The sequence below is a fragment of the Kovacikia sp. CALU 1929 genome (assembly GCF_056784235.1).
The window spans coordinates 107678-122666 of sequence record NZ_JBXBCF010000115.1 but is presented as its reverse complement, the minus strand read 5'-3'; the positions used below and the strand labels follow the sequence as shown (position 1 = coordinate 122666).

Sequence of the window (14989 nt, the reverse complement as noted above, 5' to 3'; positions counted from 1 at the left end):
AAAAAAGTATTGCCAGGGGAGGTTTGAAACGAGATTGCTACAGGGAGTGGCACTTGTCAAACATCCTCTCGAAGGAGATTAGGAAAGTCTGTGATTAACCCATTCACACCCTGGTCAATTAACTGTTGCATAGTTGTGAGTTCATTGACTGTCCAGGGAATGACTCCAAAGCCTGCTGCCTGTAGCTCTGAAACGGGTTGCAGGAATGTTGGAGATGCGGGTAGAAGGGTTTCAAAGTTGGGAGAGTAAATATCTACAAAACCAGTTGCCTGAAGCAGGGCAGCGAGATTCCCCTGAAAATCCTCAAAAACCAACCCTGCCAGGAATGGTGATGCTTCCCTAAAACCCCAGAGTGTACTGGTTGCTTGATTATGTAACACCAGCGCAGAGGTTGTAATGGCTGGGTGGAGCCGTTTGACCTCGCGTAACACTCGCCAATCAAACGACTGGATGGTTGCTCGTTCGATCAGATTATTTTGGACAATGATAGCTACCAATTTCTCAGCAAAAACCGCTGGACTGGCGGTTGCTTCAGGCTGCAAGGGGCTAACCTTACTCTCAATGTTGTACCAAATTTGGGGATTTCTAGCCTCGGACAGGTCAAACACCTGCTGTAAAGTCGGAATCTGGGAGCCTGGAATCGGCTGCTGTTGTGGAAAACGAACCGGGTCAGGATTCAAAGACCCACAGTCAAACGATTGGATCTCGGCGACAGTCAGGTTTTTGATCCAGAGGCGAGGTGAGGACGGGCATCGATCGCCCCTGGCATCCAGGCAGAGGGATGGACTAATGAATGGATCATGGCAAACAACCAGAACGCCATCTGCGGAAATGCCGGTGTCCATTTCCAGGGTGGTCACTCCGAGGGCGATCGCATACTCAAACCCTGCCAGGGTATTCTCTGGACGTAAACCCCTTGCACCCCGATGCCCCTGGATATCAAAGCGTTTCTGACCCATCTTTCTTTGCCCATTCCTTCAGCAAACTACTCGATGCCACTAATCGGGGATACAGCACCAGAAAGAACCCCATCCAGATCAATACCGGAACCGCCACAATCACACTCACCCAAATCATTCTCGTCAGCAACCAGCTTCCACCAATTAACCCGCAGCCTGTCAGCAGGATCGACCAGGGCTGACACCACCAGGGCTTGTACCTCCAGACACTTGGAATTTTTTCGGACATTTTTTCTGAGATTGGATTTGTTAATAACCTCTTCAAGCATAGAACCAGAGGATGTTTGAAAGATCCTACCGCCTGTAGCAGACGTTTATCGCCTGCTTGCCCGTCGTCAGAAGTACCCAGGCACGAATCCGTCATTGCAATGAACACAAGCCCTAACCCGTTCAAATCGCTCCAGGATTCAGTGAGATGCGATACCCTTGTCTAGAAGCGACCTTCCGGCTTTAATGGCTGTTCTCCCGTCCAGTTGCTCTCTAGCGCTCCATGACTCAAACGACTGAATTTCTTAGCCATCTCAATGTCTCTCAGCGGCAAGCGGTTGAACACTACTGTGGTCCACTGCTGGTGGTTGCCGGGGCAGGCTCCGGCAAAACGCGGGCACTGACCTATCGCATTGCCAATCTGGTATTGACGCACCGGGTTGACCCGGAAAATATTCTGGCAGTAACGTTTACCAACAAAGCTGCCAGGGAAATGAAGGAGCGAATTGAAAAGCTATTTGCTGTTCGCGAGGCACAGCGCGAGTACGGCAAACCCCTGGAGTCCCTTTCAGATAGCCAGCAAACTCGCCTCAAGTCCCGTGTTTACAAAACTATTACCAAAGAGCTTTGGATTGGGACGTTTCATGCGCTTTGCTGTCGCATTCTGCGGTTTGATATTGAAAAATACCAAGACAAGAACGGACGCAAGTGGACACGCACCTTTTCTATTTTTGATGAGTCCGATGCCCAAAGTCTGGTTAAGGATATTGTGGTTAACCAGCTCAACTTGGATGACAAAAAATTCGACCCGCGATCGGTGCGGTTTGCCATTAGCAATGCCAAAAACCAGGGCTGGTCACCCCAAGACCTGGAACAGGAGCAACCCAACTACCGGGGGAGGGTGATTGGCAATGTCTACAGCATGTATCAGGATGCGCTGGCGGCAAATAATGCGCTGGATTTTGATGACCTGATCCTGATGCCAGTGAAGCTGTTTCGCCAGAATGAGCAGGTGCGGGCTTACTGGCACAACCGCTTCCGCCATGTGCTGGTGGATGAGTACCAGGACACCAACCGTACCCAGTACGATCTGATTCGTCTACTGGTGACGAATGGAGAAGACTCGGAAACCTTTGATAACTGGCACTATCGTTCCGTGTTTGTGGTGGGCGATGCCGATCAATCGATCTATTCCTTCCGAGCGGCAGATTTCACCATTCTGATGGACTTTCAGGGGGACTTTGGCGATCGCCTCCCCGATGACGACACCCGCACGATGGTGAAGCTGGAGGAAAACTACCGCTCCACGGAAAACATCCTGGAAGCCGCCAACCAACTGATTGCCAACAACACCGAGCGAATTGACAAGATCCTGCGTCCCACCCGTGGCAGTGGGGAACCGATCTACCTGAATCGTGCCGATGATGAGACAGAAGAAGCCGAATTTGTCGTGCAGAAAATTCGCAAGCTAGAGCAGGATAACCCTGAACTGAAGTGGAATAACTTTGCCATTCTCTACCGCACCAATGCCCAGTCCCGCAACTTTGAAGAACTGTTGACCCGCTTTAGTATTCCCTACAAAGTGGTGGGCGGGCTACGGTTCTATGACCGTAAGGAAATTAAGGATGTAGTCGCGTATTTGCGGGTGATCGCCAATCCCTACGACACCATCAGCCTGCTGCGGGTGATCAACACGCCCCGCCGTGGCATCGGCAAAACCACGGTGGATACCTTGATCAAGGCGTCCCAGGAGTTAAATCAACCCCTTTGGGAAATTTTGACCGATGAAACCTCGGTCAAAACCCTGGCAGGGCGTTCTGCTAAAGGTGTTTTGAGTTTTGCCCAGATCATTCAAAAGTACCGGGAGCAACTGGATACCCTGCCTGCCAATGAGGTGATTCAGGGTGTGCTGGATGATTCTGGCTACGTTGCAGACTTGAAGGCACAGGGCACCGAGGAAGCCGACGATCGCCTAGGTAACGTGAGTGAGCTTTACAACGCAGTGCTGCAATTTCAGGAAGAAAACGAAGAAGACCCCAGCCTGATTGCCTTCCTTGCCAATGCCTCCCTCGCTTCTGACCTGGACAATCTGGAGGAAGGCGATAACAAAGTTTCCCTGATGACGCTGCACTCCTCAAAGGGATTGGAATTCCCCGTTGTGTTTCTGGTCGGACTGGAGCAGGGCTTGTTCCCCAACCACCGTTCCATTGATGATCCAGTCGCCCTGGAAGAGGAACGTCGTCTCTGCTACGTCGGAATTACCCGCGCCCAGGAACGACTGTTTATCTCCTATGCCCGTGCCCGCCGACTATATGGCAATCGAGAGTACGCCGAACCCTCCCTATTTCTATCGGAGCTACCCAGAGAAGAAATCGAGTCAAATGTCAAAGTCCCCCTGCCGACTCGCTGGTCAAAGACAACCGCCCAATCCCGTCAGGAGCGGGAAGGTAATGCCGCCTTACCCAATACCCATGCGGATGATTGGACGGTGGGCGATCGCATTGTCCACAAAGCCTTTGGGTCAGGTCAGGTAACCCACATCTTTGGAGCAGGCAACAAAATCTGCCTAGCTGTCAGGTTTCCAGGGATGGGGCAAAAAATCATCGATCCTAAACTGACTCCCCTTCAGCGCTTAGAGTAAACCATTGCTCCTGATCAACCAACGGCCTGTTGAAATTCAGCCAAAATTGCCTGAGCATCCGCCTGAGACTGGAGCCAGTATTGAGCATTAAACAAATAGGAAGCTCTGCGCTTGTCCTGTGGCTCTGGTACAGGTTCCCAAACTCTTAGCACCCAGGGATTTTTACGGTTACGATGGGGCTTATAAAGGATCGAGTACTTCATCATTAGGCACAACTCCTACCAAATCAAATCTTGCAGAATCAAATCTTGCAGATAGCAGATGCACCTTTGCGTTTGAGCAAATTCCGAGGGAATAGGAAGCCATTCGATTTCAGACCAACCTGGTTCCACTATCTTTTGAAATTAAAGCAATTAACCTCTAGCTATCAGTAGAGACCCTCTACGTCTTTCGATAGATATATCTCCTCAATAGTCCACAAAGGTATCAGATATCGACTAAGAAAGCGGAGGAGTAACCGGGTGAGAAGGTAAAGAGTGATGGAGTGAAGAGTGAGAGAGTGAGGAGTAAACGTTTTACCTGCCATCTGCTCCTAGCCACTAACACCTAGCCACTAACACCTGACACCTAAGACCCTCTCTCCCGTCCACTCACGCCCCAAAAACCATGTCTGACCAGTTTTTCACCCAACCGATCGCCGAAATCACCGTCAAAGAACTCGCCCAACTTCTGCAAGACACGCCCGCCGACATCCAGTTTGTTGATGTAAGGGAACCCCGTGAACTAGAACTTGCCAGTCTCCCGCATTTTCAAAACTTTCCCCTGAGTGAGTATGCCGAGTGGTCTGGAGAAATTCACTCCCGCCTAGATCTGGAGAAGCCAACGGTTGTCCTTTGCCATCATGGGATGCGCTCTGCCCAGATGTGCCAGTGGTTGAGGAGCCAGGGCTTTACCCAGGTGCAAAATGTAACCGGCGGGATTGATACCTATTCCGTCCTCGTAGACCCCTCCCTGTCTCGCTATTAGAAATTTCAACTGGTTATCATAAAAGAATCATGAGTGCTTTTTGACAGTCCTGATCCGTGTTTTCAGTCACAGGGTTTACTGAACTTTGACTGAAACTAAAGAGAAACTAAAGCATCTGCTATCTTAGTTCAAACTACCGATTTAGCATTTTAGTGGGGATTCTACTATTTCAGCCTTCATCTCCATAACCCGTTTAGGATTAAAAACTTTTGGCAATGTCCCTCCATGTCAATCTTACAAACCGCCAGCAGCAAGTCCTTTGGGCAACCGTGCGCCATTATATCGCCACGGCTGAACCGGTTGGCTCAGAAGCACTGGTCAAGGAATATAACCTGAGCGTCAGTTCAGCCACCATCCGCAATGCCATGTCAGTGCTTGAGAAGACGGGACTGCTTTACCAGCCTCATATCTCTGCTGGGCGAGTACCTTCTGACTCTGGCTACCGAATTTACGTGGATCAGCTCATTACTCCGTCCAATGATTTGACCTGTCAGGTGGAGCAACTGTTGAGCGATCGCCTCAATCGGGAGGACTGGAGCCTTGAGGCTTTACTGCGGGGAGCGGCTCAAATTCTGGCAACGGTCAGTGGCTATATCACGCTGATCACCCTGCCTCTGACCAATACCACCTATCTGCGCCATGTTCAGCTTGTCCAGGTAGACGCTGGACGAGTGATGCTAATCTTTGTCACCGACTCCTACAAAACCCAGTCTGCCTTGATGGATCTGCCCAGTCCCTTAGAGGGGTCTGAACCTGATACCGAGCTACTGGAGCGAGAGCTTCAGATCCTATCGAACTTTTTGAATGAGCAATTACGCGGAAAGGCGATCGCCGAACTAGCAACCCTCGACTGGAGCGAACTGGATCGCGAGTTTAAGTACTATGCCGACTTTTTGCGGGCAGTGCGGGTAGAAGTCACTCGTCGTTCTCAAGCGTCTGCCCCGACTCAGATTATGGTCAGCGGATTGGCAGAAGTTTTGCGCCAGCCCGAATTTTCTGAACTGCATCAGATCCAGACCATCGTTCACCTGCTGGAAGAAGAGCAAGACCAACTTCTGCCCCTCATTTTTGAACAGCCCGACTCTCCCAAAAATGGTAAACGATTAACCATTCGGATTGGGGCTGAAAATCCGTTAGAACCTATCCAAACCTGCACCTTGATTTCCTCCACCTACCACCGGGGAACCGTTCCCGTAGGCAGTGTTGGCGTATTGGGACCGACCCGCATGGTCTACGAGAATGCGATCGCCCTGGTTGAAGCAGCGGCAGACTACCTTTCCGACACCCTTAGCTGAATTTCACCCAAACAACCAGATTCTAAGTTCTAGCAATGAGTTTGAGTAGCGGAAAGAGGTTTCGATGGTGGGTAGCAGTTCCCTTGTTCATGGATGGATTTTTGCTTCTGTGGACATTAGGTATTGCCTTCATGATGGAAGTTTCTGAACCCCTTGCCCAATGCACTCGCCAAAGTAAACATTGTGACTGGATGCTTGATGTAGTAGATGTAGTTCTACCATTAACCCTCCTTTGGCATATTGGCTTAGTACTGCTTGTAAAGCCAAGATTCAACTACTTCCTCTATGCCTTAATTCACGGGGTTGTTTTGTTTTGGTGGTGGTTGTTTTGCCTGTTTTGGTTGATGGCTAGGTTTGGTATATTGAGTTAGTAGAACCTGGTATAAATCTAACTCTGTTCCTGGCACCTGACACCTTTACAGGGGTTGCCAAGCTTACGTTGTAAAGCTTTCAGATTGTTTTACTAGATGGTTGTGCTCGTTGAAGCAATTCATCCATCGATAGAATTAGGTGAAACAACGCACTATTGGGTTTTGACTTGCAGGCTTTTAGTACTGGATTACCCTTTGGGGTACTTTTCGCTATCTGGACTTGAAGCAAGAATTGAAGGGCTGGTTCAAACAGCGCTATCCGCCAAGGGTTCGGGTCAAGTTTGAATATTTTGTAAATCTGGAATTTTGCTGAGTAAGGTTTCTATGCCAGCGGGAAATCTTTGAATAGTCCCTTGATGGGCGATCGCACCTCAGCTATAGCGATCGTCCACAAAGGTTGGGGCAGATTAACAAGCGTAAAGCCTTGTCTCACCGTCCTTTCCCCCTGACACCTAATCCCGCTATCAAACAGGCTTCTCAGACCCATTTGCATGGTTTGGTAAGCCAGTGCATTAAAGGAGTCTTGCAATGGTTGAAGCTCTGGTAATGATATCCTCTGCGTTCTGGATGTTGATGATTTTTGATTGTGCCCGCAACGATCCAGAACGCAATACCTGGCTGTGGATTCTGATCTTTCTGAATTTCCCCGGGGCGGTCATCTACTTCCTGGTAAGGCGATTGCCCCAGATGGATCTGCCCGTGCCCAACTACTTCAAGCGCTGGACCCTGCGCGACCAACTCTGGAAGGCGGAAGCAGGAGTCCGTAACATTGGCAAGGCACACCAGTATGTTGCGTTAGGTAACGTGCTGCTGGAAATGGGTGAGTACGGGAAAGCAGCGGATGCTTACCGTCAGGCACTCGAAAAAGAGCCAAAGAATACCCATGCTCTCTGGGGTTCTGCCTTTATTGAAATGCATAACAAAGCGTTTGCTGTTGCGAAAGAACACCTTCAAGCCCTGCTGAAGCTGGAGCCGGATTATAAATGTGGGGAAGCATCGCTCTACTACGGCAAAGCATTGTTTGAGCTACCAGATTGGGAAACCGCAAAAGCCCATTTGAAGCAAGATATTAAGTACTGGAGTCATCCAGAGGCTTCTATTCTGCTGGCAGCGATTCTGACGAAAGAGGGCGAAACTGAAGCTGCCCGTGAGTGTCTGGAGATAATGCTGGCAAAGGTGAGATCGTCCCCAGCCTACCATTACCGACGGCATCAACACCTGGTCAGAAAAGCGGAAAAGCTACTCAAAACTTTGTAAGAAGGGCATTGGCTCAATAGGGTTTTTGCCCTTTTCAGTCCTCTCTTCTGTAGGCTAGTGGTCTGTTAGGAATTATTTTGTAGGTCGAAAACTCCAAAACAATCACCCCTTTCCTATTCAATCGCCCCATCCCATGCTGCGCCGATGTCCCGACCTTTCCGATCGCTCCGATTTCATGCGTCCGCGATTGCCCCGCTCCTGCCTCATACGTTCAACAAACTGTTGCCGCTGTTCTAGGGTTAATACTTCCCGAATTTCTAACAAGCTGTTGAAGCGATTATCAGAATGCTGCTGCTTCAAAGCCTTCACCTGGCTATATTTTTGCCGCACCTGGTCAGCGGATGCGTCGCTTGCGATCAGTTCCCTCATTTCCTTCTGAGCCTGCTGCATTGCCTGTCGTTGCCCTGAAAGGGTATTCCGGTAACGACTGCGAATGGTCTGAATCTTTTGAACCTGTTCCTGGCTCAGGTTTAGATTCTCTAACCACCCTTCCTCCGAACGATTCTTTTGCTCCATCGGAGCCTGGGCGAGTCGGTTAGGGAACAGGGTAGTTGGATTGGCAAGGGCGATCGCCCCTCCCAACGCAATAACAGCAGCAGCAATGATAGAAATGCGACGTGGGAACATGGAATCTACCTCCTGACAGAAGGGAGCAGGGAATGGGACCGGGGAGTTGAAGTGGCGACCAATTGAGAACCGGGTACCTGGCTCCTAAAAACAGACCAATCTTCCTCGGAGTCATCATTGACCGATGCATCCCAACTGGTTTCAATAAAGGTTTCAAGTGCCCTTAAATCCGAAGACGTGGGGCTAGAAGGGTTCAAAGCACGGTAGCTAAACAAACCAGCAACCAGGCTGGCAGCGATCGCCGTTGGCACCCATGCAGAGCGGTACCATCCCCTGTGAGGGAACTGCCGCACCTTGGGTGACGCTTCTTCTAAGGAGCCGATCGCACTTAAAATCTTTGCTTCTAAGTCGGGGGCAGCCGCAGGCGGGTGGGGGCGATATTGCTGTAAAAAGTTGACCAGATCGGGGTCATCTTCATGATCATCATGGGGGGGGAGAGTGGGGGGGTGGGTCATAGTTGAACTCCTTCCTTCTGAAGAAACTGGCGCATAGCAGCACGGGCATGAAACAGCCGAGATTTCACCGTCCCTACGGGAATTCCAAGAATTTCAGCAACCTCCTTTTGGGGCACTTCTTCCAGATCATGCAAAGCCAGAATCGTGCGGTGATCAAAACTGAGCTGAGTTAATCCCCGTTGCACCAGATCTTGATAGTGGAGACGCATGACATCAGGAGCATCCTGCTGGGTTGGGGTGTTATGGGTCAATATCTGAAGCCGGGTACGCCTCTGAGCCGCCGCTTGGCGCTGGTCAGAAGCAACATTCCAGGCGATTCGATAGAGCCAGGTGGAAAACTGAGCAGACTGCCGGAACTTAGGCAATCCCTTCCAGGCTCTCAAAAACACCTCCTGCACCAGATCATCCAATGCCGAGGCATCACAAAGCTGAAAGAGAATCGATCTTACCCGCTTTTGGTGGCGGCGATAGAGCAATTGAAAACTCTGAGTGTTTCCCTGGAGACATTGCTGCACCAGGTCGCGATCGGATTCCCCCGCGAGATGCTGGTGCTGATTTTGCTCTGGTGGGTCACGCGATTCTACCGCCACAGATAACACCTGAAAAGCTCACTCCATCCATTTTCATACCTCTCTAATCAAGTAAGACTGGAACGGTGTAAAAAAGGTTCAATAAAGAGCTGAAAGGGAGGAGGGGGAGGAGGGGAAGGGGAGCAAGGAGGAGGAGAAGGGTTTGAATGAAATTGACTCTGGGGCGACAAAATTTTGTTTGTTTAATCAGAACGAAACACAGGAAGGTGGGGAAGACTAAAGGGAGACAGCAGCTTCAATCCATCTATCAGTGGAAATCACGGATGACAGACTATTGTTTTTTAGGTTTATGTAAAATCAGTCTTGCGTTTGCGATGCTTTCATAAAGTAGGTTTCTGTTCATGGACGCATCATGCAGAATGGACTCAGTGATTTAGCTAGGAAGTTCATGCTACTAAGCCCTTTGTAACAAGAGTTTCAAATCATGACAGACTACACTTTGTAGGATGGCAACCACCTGTATAGGCTTGCTAGTAGTGGTTTAAGGAGAATGGGCAATGTCCATCCCAAGGAAATCACTGGCAGCCAGAGGCTTGTTTCCAAGCCGCTAAAAGTCCGGCTTCCATGCTCAAGCGCCCGTGTGGAGATAGACATGGAAACCGCCAGGGTGATTCATGGTATTTAATGTCCATTTACCGAACTGGTTAATTGTTGTGACTAGAATTGAAGAATCAGGTAGTCAAGCAACGATCTTTACCCAAGAGTGCTTGATTCCTTTGCCTGCCTCCTTCACCGTGATTCAGGCGGTTGGCTTTAAACAAGAGTTTCAGAAGACCTGTGAGGACAATCCTAATCTAACTACGGTTCTATTTGATTTCAGCCTAACCACGTTTATGGACAGTAGTGGAATTGGATCCCTGGTTGGCTGCTGGAAGATTGCTCAACAACGGGGCATTCGGTTAATTCTACGAGATGTTTCCCCTCAGGTCATGTCGATTTTGGCGCTGACCGATCTGGACAAATTATTTGAACTCGAGCACCAGGGAGCCGTTCCCAAGTCGCGCCAGACGAAAGCGTCCCCCTCTCCTGCTCCCTTATTTGTGACCCATCCCTCAGTTAAATCACGCACTAAGCGTCTGATTGACATTATGGGTGCGCTGGTAGGTCTGATGATTACGGCTATTTTGTTTATTCCGATTACGGTTGCGATTAAGCTAGACAACCCTGGACCTATTTTCTTTGGGCAGGTGCGCTGTTCCTGGATGGGCAGACGGTTCCGGATGTGGAAGTTTCGCTCAATGGTATTCGATGCGGAGAAGCTGAAGCATCTCGTTGAGAACCAGGCATGTGGGGCAATCTTCAAAAATGCCAATGACCCCCGTGTAACCCGGGTTGGTCGCTTTCTCCGCAAAACTAGTCTGGATGAGTTGCCTCAGTTCTGGAATGTCCTCAAAGGAGAGATGAGCTTGGTGGGAACTCGCCCCCCTACTCCTGATGAAGTAGAACGCTATGAAATTCCACAGTGGCAACGATTGGATATTAAACCTGGAATGACGGGAGAGTGGCAGGTGAATGGGCGATCGTCGGTCAAAAACTTTGAGGATATCGTTCACCTGGATTTGAAATATCAGGAAAACTGGAGCCTGATGTATGACCTGAAGCTGATTGTGAAGACGATTTGGGTGATCTTCAACAAAAATGCGGGGGCGATGTAACCCCATAGGAGAAGCTCATTTTCCATCCTTAGTTGAGGAAGTGGGCGATCGCTATTGAGACGGCACATTAATCCCAGATTGAGTCAGAAAAAGATTCCCCGCGGAATCATTCCGGTAAACACAGTCAATTTTGGGAGAGCTTTCCAGGTTGCCTGTGAAGCCAAAGGTGTTCATGTTGTTCTTGCATTCCCGCTGCTGTTCGCCGGTCAGCAAATTTCTCTGTTCTAAAATTGCCCAGTCCGTTCTCCGCAAAACACATCCTGGTTGCATCTTGGGACGAGAAACATAAACACTAAACGGGTTGAACGTGACAAAAAACCGCGCATCCATCGTCACGGCACTTGCCCCGTACTGCACACAAATTTGAGAACTGGGTGCCATTTCATCAATATATTGCCTACTGGCGACATTTTCCGGACTGGAGGTTGCTGAAGTGGATAACCCCATTCCCAGGGCAATACCGACAACGACTGCGGTTGCCACGATCGCCATCACCACTGGGCTAAAAATTGAAGATGAGGAATTGGGTTTATGGTTCATGGAATGGTCTCCTAAGCAAGCATGAATCAGTGTCAGGAAGGTGATGGGCGATCGCCTGTTCTCTTTCGCCGACCTTCCATGAAAAGTTCCCTTCTAATCTATCGAAATCGTACCTGGAACAACTAGCAGATTGAGTAGTCAACTCTAAATGGAGAATGCGACTGACTGAATGCCAGAACAATCACTAGATCGGATGAGGGCTGGTTGATGGAGCAGCAGACAGACTAGAAGGGGCAAGGTTCGTAAAGAAAGATTACGGAGTTAGTTCAGATAGAGGCGAAAATGGCTCAAGACGAATTAGACAGGGAGTATTTAGAGTGTGCTTGCGTTGCGCTCACTAAAGTTTTGCATGAACTGCTGACAGAAGGAAAAATTGATGCTCAGGAGTTTCTCAGCATTACGGGTCATCTGCCGGTCAAACTCACTGAACTCAGTCCGGGTAAGTGGATGCTCTGATGAATTATACCTGACACCGTTCGACTGATACTGATGGCGAAGCTTAACGGTTCCAAGACATACTGCATCTGATCGAGCAATTTTATCGGTTGAGAACGAATCCAGGAAGTATATCTTCACCGGACATTTTGGTGGGTTGCTAATTTCTATGTCTTGCTGGAGGCAATAAATTTCAACGAGTCCCGCTAGAGGATTCACTAACCAACCCAGAGTGGTGGGAAAATGAGGCACGTTTATGCTTCCCTGCCACAGTGCGAGAAAGCCATCACCTACTACCAGCAGCAGCATAGGTTGGGTTGAACACCGTCAAGCTTTTCATCCATACCTTTTGAATCCAGTGAAACCCAATAGTTTAAAGACTCTAAAGTGGTTTGGCTGTTTAACTTTTTCAACCGAGCCTTTGACATGAGGCACGATCGCACTACCCATGCCGCGAACGATTGACGACCGAGCTGCAAGTGCAAAAAGTTGAGCGGAGTCTTACAAATTGCACCCCTAGCTACTCAACAAAGCCCGATCAATAAAGGATCCGACCAGGACATTTGAACCAGAACAACCTACAATATGGGCGATACTAGATTCGAACTAGTGACTCTCTGCTTGTAAGGCAGATACTCTACCGCTGAGTTAATCGCCCAGGCACAAGCATTTATTGTAACAGGACTATTGCACTCCTGCTACGATTTTGAAAGAAATTCTGATCGCCTGTACCATGCCCTCCGGTCGCACCCATGACAGCATTACCCTCTGGAGCCTGCCGCTGATTGCCGGGTTGACCTTTGAGCGCACCCAAAATAGTGGGCTAACTCTCATGGTGTCGGGGGGATTTCTGTTCAGCGGGCTGATGTTTGGCCCCGATCTGGATATTTACTCGCGGCAGTACCGGCGCTGGGGACCCCTCCGCTGGATCTGGCTCCCCTACCAGCGTGGGATGCGTCATCGATCGCTGTTATCCCACGGTCCCATCGTGGGTACAGCCCTGCGAATTTTGTACCTGCTGGCATGGCTGGGAGCATTGGGCTTTGCGGCAATTGTGCTGGGTGCGATCGCCTTCCAGTGGTTTGGTATCGTCGCGCAGTGGCAACTGCTTGCCTATTACCAAGTAGAAGCCAGCACGGACTGGATTGGACAATCGATTCAAACCTATCAGGCGGAATGGCTTGCTCTCGTGATTGGTCTAGAGTTGGGCGGAATCAGCCATTCCCTCAGCGATTGGGTCGAATCCACCTACAAGCGCCACTGGGCTAAACGTCAAGCCCCTTCTCGCCTGAAGGGGGAAAGTGCCCGCTATCGCCAACCAGAGCCAACCCAGGCATCTTTTAGAGTGCAATCGCCTGAACCAGAACGCTCACCAAATCCCAGGTTCATGGGCACGATACCCGCTCGGATTCAAAGTTATTTCCAGGAAAAACCTGTACGTTCTCCTAAGCCGCCCTCCTCCCCGGTTCCGCCCCCATCCTCCCCAATTTCACCCCCACCCTCGACCGTTCCTCCCCATGTCCAGCGGAGTCCCCAACTGCCCCCCTTTATGCGACAGCGGAAGCCGTAACGGCAGCCGTGGATGGGACTGTAGCAGGCACAATGACGTTCAGAGCTTGCTTCAGAACTTTTAATGTTGCTGGGAGTTCACCAATGGGTCGCCCATCGGCATGAATGGGTAGTTTAGCGTTAGAAAATAGCTGGATTTCAGCCGCATGGTAGGTTTCAAGCTTGGGACTGTAATGGTACTGCCCCCGATTGATTGCCCAGAAATGGCGGATCAATTCCCACTTACTGAAGTTGCGATAAATACTGATGGTCAACAGCCCATCATCGAGACTGGCACTGGGCGCTACGGTAAAACCACTGCCGTAGTAGGGTCCGTTGGCAATGACGACAAATAAAGCTGCTAACCGTAGTTCATGGGACGTGCGGGCTTTACTCAATCGGAGGGAGCGGCGCTGGCGGGTTTGATCCTCGCGTGCCTCTGCGATCGGTCGGTCTAACAGAATGTGCAAGCGCTGGGGTTGATAGCTCATGGTCAACTGGATGACCTGCAACAAACGACCCCACCGTCCCTCCTTAATGTCTTCTCCCAGGGGAAATAGGACTGCATCCAGTCCGACACCTGCGGCTTCAAAAAAGAAATGGTCATCATTCACCTGCCCGACATCGATTGGTTGAATATGACCTTGGGCAAGCACCTGACACGCTTCTGTAAGCTCCGTGGGTAAATTGAGACTACGGGCAATGTTGTTGTAAGTCCCGATTGGCAAGATTCCCAGAGGGATGGGTGCATGGATTAGTCCCTTGGCAACCTCACTCACTGTTCCGTCACCACCGCTCACTACCACCAGGTCATATCCTTCTTCTACGGCTCGTTGAGCAATCAAGGCAGGGGATTCATCTGATTTTGTGAAGGTCAGATCCGCCCTAATATCGACTGCCTCTAACGCCGCTATGATATCAGGCAGTTTCATCGGGTTGGGATCCTCGTCACCAGCGATCGGATTCATGATTAAACGGGCACGTTTCATAGGAGGAGCCAAATGACAGGGATTAGGTTAGGGGTCAGGCTTCGATGTGAGCGCTCAGCCGAACGGTATCAGGTGTTAGAGGAAAGGGAAAGGCTGTGATTGCTAAATTGTCCCTAGCCCTTGTGGCTACTGCTACAAATAGCAACCTGCAAAAAAGGAGGATTTTCTCCATGGGCATTTCTTGTGCAAATGGATAAGAAGAATTTAACGCTTTGCGAAGGAGACTGCCATCTATCTCAGCTGAGACTATTGCTAAAGTCGGTAGTGTTTTAGTTGGGTAGATCTTGAGCTGAGACAGGATTGTGACCAAAACTTCCTGGTTGAGATTGAGTTAAACAGACTAAACCGGACGGTAGAGTAAGTGCCATCACGAGTAGCTTTTGAATTCTTTCTTGAGGCGGATTAGCCCTACTACCTTATGGTAGATACTGGATATGGCAGATGCCATATGCCT

Annotated in this window: 17 protein-coding genes and 1 tRNA gene; 8 read left to right on the top strand and 10 right to left on the bottom strand. The window is 49.8% G+C overall.

The window, feature by feature from the left end; all coding sequences use genetic code 11:
* Positions 1-56 precede the first annotated feature (56 nt).
* Together AC1S52_RS31980 and AC1S52_RS31975 are read right to left on the bottom strand one after the other, a co-directional pair.
* Positions 57-959, bottom strand: a complete 903-nt coding sequence (locus tag AC1S52_RS31980) for a glycerophosphodiester phosphodiesterase family protein (RefSeq protein WP_482033096.1) — start codon at positions 957-959, stop codon at positions 57-59.
* On the bottom strand, positions 940-1188 hold the full coding sequence (locus tag AC1S52_RS31975; RefSeq protein ID WP_482033095.1) for a DUF6737 family protein: 249 nt from the start codon (positions 1186-1188) through the stop codon (positions 940-942). Before AC1S52_RS31975 ends, AC1S52_RS31980 begins: the two co-directional genes overlap by 20 nt.
* Positions 1189-1449: 261 nt before the next feature.
* On the opposite strand from AC1S52_RS31975, the gene pcrA reads away from it, so the two are divergent.
* Positions 1450-3807, top strand: a complete 2358-nt coding sequence (gene pcrA / locus AC1S52_RS31970; protein WP_482033094.1) for a DNA helicase PcrA — start codon at positions 1450-1452, stop codon at positions 3805-3807.
* A 14-nt stretch (positions 3808-3821) separates the two neighbouring features.
* Here the strand turns inward: pcrA and AC1S52_RS31965 are convergent, their stop codons facing one another.
* A complete protein-coding gene (locus AC1S52_RS31965; RefSeq protein WP_482033093.1) occupies positions 3822-4013 on the bottom strand; it encodes a hypothetical protein in 192 nt (63 codons plus the stop codon).
* A gap of 400 nt (positions 4014-4413) precedes the next feature.
* Between AC1S52_RS31965 and AC1S52_RS31960 the strand changes: the two genes are divergently transcribed.
* The 3 genes from AC1S52_RS31960 to AC1S52_RS31950 all read left to right on the top strand — a co-directional run bounded on the left by AC1S52_RS31960 (position 4414) and on the right by AC1S52_RS31950 (position 6439).
* A complete protein-coding gene (locus tag AC1S52_RS31960) occupies positions 4414-4773 on the top strand; it encodes a rhodanese-like domain-containing protein (RefSeq protein WP_482033092.1) in 360 nt (119 codons plus the stop codon).
* A 215-nt stretch (positions 4774-4988) separates the two neighbouring features.
* Positions 4989-6068, top strand: a complete 1080-nt coding sequence (gene hrcA / locus AC1S52_RS31955; RefSeq protein WP_482033091.1) for a heat-inducible transcriptional repressor HrcA — start codon at positions 4989-4991, stop codon at positions 6066-6068.
* A gap of 89 nt (positions 6069-6157) precedes the next feature.
* Positions 6158-6439, top strand: a complete 282-nt coding sequence (locus AC1S52_RS31950) for a hypothetical protein (protein ID WP_482033090.1) — start codon at positions 6158-6160, stop codon at positions 6437-6439.
* A gap of 322 nt (positions 6440-6761) precedes the next feature.
* Here AC1S52_RS31950 and AC1S52_RS31945 read toward each other — a convergent pair whose 3' ends face one another.
* Positions 6762-6968 (bottom strand): hypothetical protein, encoded by a 207-nt coding sequence (locus AC1S52_RS31945; RefSeq protein WP_482033089.1) that lies wholly within the window; start codon positions 6966-6968, stop codon positions 6762-6764.
* On the opposite strand from AC1S52_RS31945, the gene AC1S52_RS31940 reads away from it, so the two are divergent.
* Positions 6968-7696 carry a tetratricopeptide repeat protein gene (locus AC1S52_RS31940; RefSeq protein WP_482033088.1) on the top strand — a complete coding sequence of 243 codons (729 nt, stop codon included), beginning with the start codon at positions 6968-6970 and terminating at the stop codon, positions 7694-7696. The genes AC1S52_RS31945 and AC1S52_RS31940 overlap by 1 nt on opposite strands.
* A 117-nt stretch (positions 7697-7813) precedes the next feature.
* Here AC1S52_RS31940 and AC1S52_RS31935 read toward each other — a convergent pair whose 3' ends face one another.
* Genes AC1S52_RS31935 through AC1S52_RS31925 form a run of 3 tightly spaced genes read right to left on the bottom strand, consistent with a single transcriptional unit; the run spans position 7814 to position 9368 of the window.
* The gene (locus AC1S52_RS31935; RefSeq protein WP_482033087.1) at positions 7814-8323 is read right to left on the bottom strand and encodes a Spy/CpxP family protein refolding chaperone; all 510 of its coding nucleotides are present in this window, start codon (positions 8321-8323) and stop codon (positions 7814-7816) included.
* A 5-nt stretch (positions 8324-8328) separates the two neighbouring features.
* Positions 8329-8778 (bottom strand): hypothetical protein, encoded by a 450-nt coding sequence (locus AC1S52_RS31930; RefSeq protein ID WP_482033086.1) that lies wholly within the window; start codon positions 8776-8778, stop codon positions 8329-8331.
* The gene (locus AC1S52_RS31925) at positions 8775-9368 is read right to left on the bottom strand and encodes a sigma-70 family RNA polymerase sigma factor (RefSeq protein ID WP_482033085.1); all 594 of its coding nucleotides are present in this window, start codon (positions 9366-9368) and stop codon (positions 8775-8777) included. The genes AC1S52_RS31930 and AC1S52_RS31925 overlap by 4 nt, the downstream gene beginning before the upstream one ends.
* 614 nt (positions 9369-9982) lie before the next feature.
* On the opposite strand from AC1S52_RS31925, the gene AC1S52_RS31920 reads away from it, so the two are divergent.
* Entirely contained in the window at positions 9983-11023 is a 1041-nt protein-coding gene (locus tag AC1S52_RS31920; protein WP_482033084.1) for a sugar transferase, read from the top strand.
* A 51-nt stretch (positions 11024-11074) separates the two neighbouring features.
* Here AC1S52_RS31920 and AC1S52_RS31915 read toward each other — a convergent pair whose 3' ends face one another.
* Positions 11075-11563, bottom strand: a complete 489-nt coding sequence (locus AC1S52_RS31915) for a DUF3172 domain-containing protein (RefSeq protein WP_482033083.1) — start codon at positions 11561-11563, stop codon at positions 11075-11077.
* 282 nt (positions 11564-11845) lie between these two features.
* Between AC1S52_RS31915 and AC1S52_RS31910 the strand changes: the two genes are divergently transcribed.
* Complete coding sequence (locus AC1S52_RS31910; protein WP_482033082.1) at positions 11846-12019, top strand: hypothetical protein; 174 nt, start codon at positions 11846-11848, stop codon at positions 12017-12019.
* 565 nt (positions 12020-12584) lie between these two features.
* Here the strand turns inward: AC1S52_RS31910 and AC1S52_RS31905 are convergent.
* A tRNA-Val gene (locus tag AC1S52_RS31905) sits at positions 12585-12656 on the bottom strand.
* A 48-nt stretch (positions 12657-12704) separates the two neighbouring features.
* Between AC1S52_RS31905 and AC1S52_RS31900 the strand changes: the two genes are divergently transcribed.
* A complete protein-coding gene (locus tag AC1S52_RS31900) occupies positions 12705-13568 on the top strand; it encodes a metal-binding protein (RefSeq protein ID WP_482033081.1) in 864 nt (287 codons plus the stop codon).
* On the opposite strand, the gene AC1S52_RS31895 is transcribed toward AC1S52_RS31900, so the two are convergent.
* The gene (locus tag AC1S52_RS31895) at positions 13546-14535 is read right to left on the bottom strand and encodes a diacylglycerol/lipid kinase family protein (RefSeq protein ID WP_482033080.1); all 990 of its coding nucleotides are present in this window, start codon (positions 14533-14535) and stop codon (positions 13546-13548) included. The two genes, AC1S52_RS31900 and AC1S52_RS31895, sit on opposite strands and share 23 nt — an antisense overlap.
* Between the last annotated feature and the right edge of the window lie 454 nt (positions 14536-14989).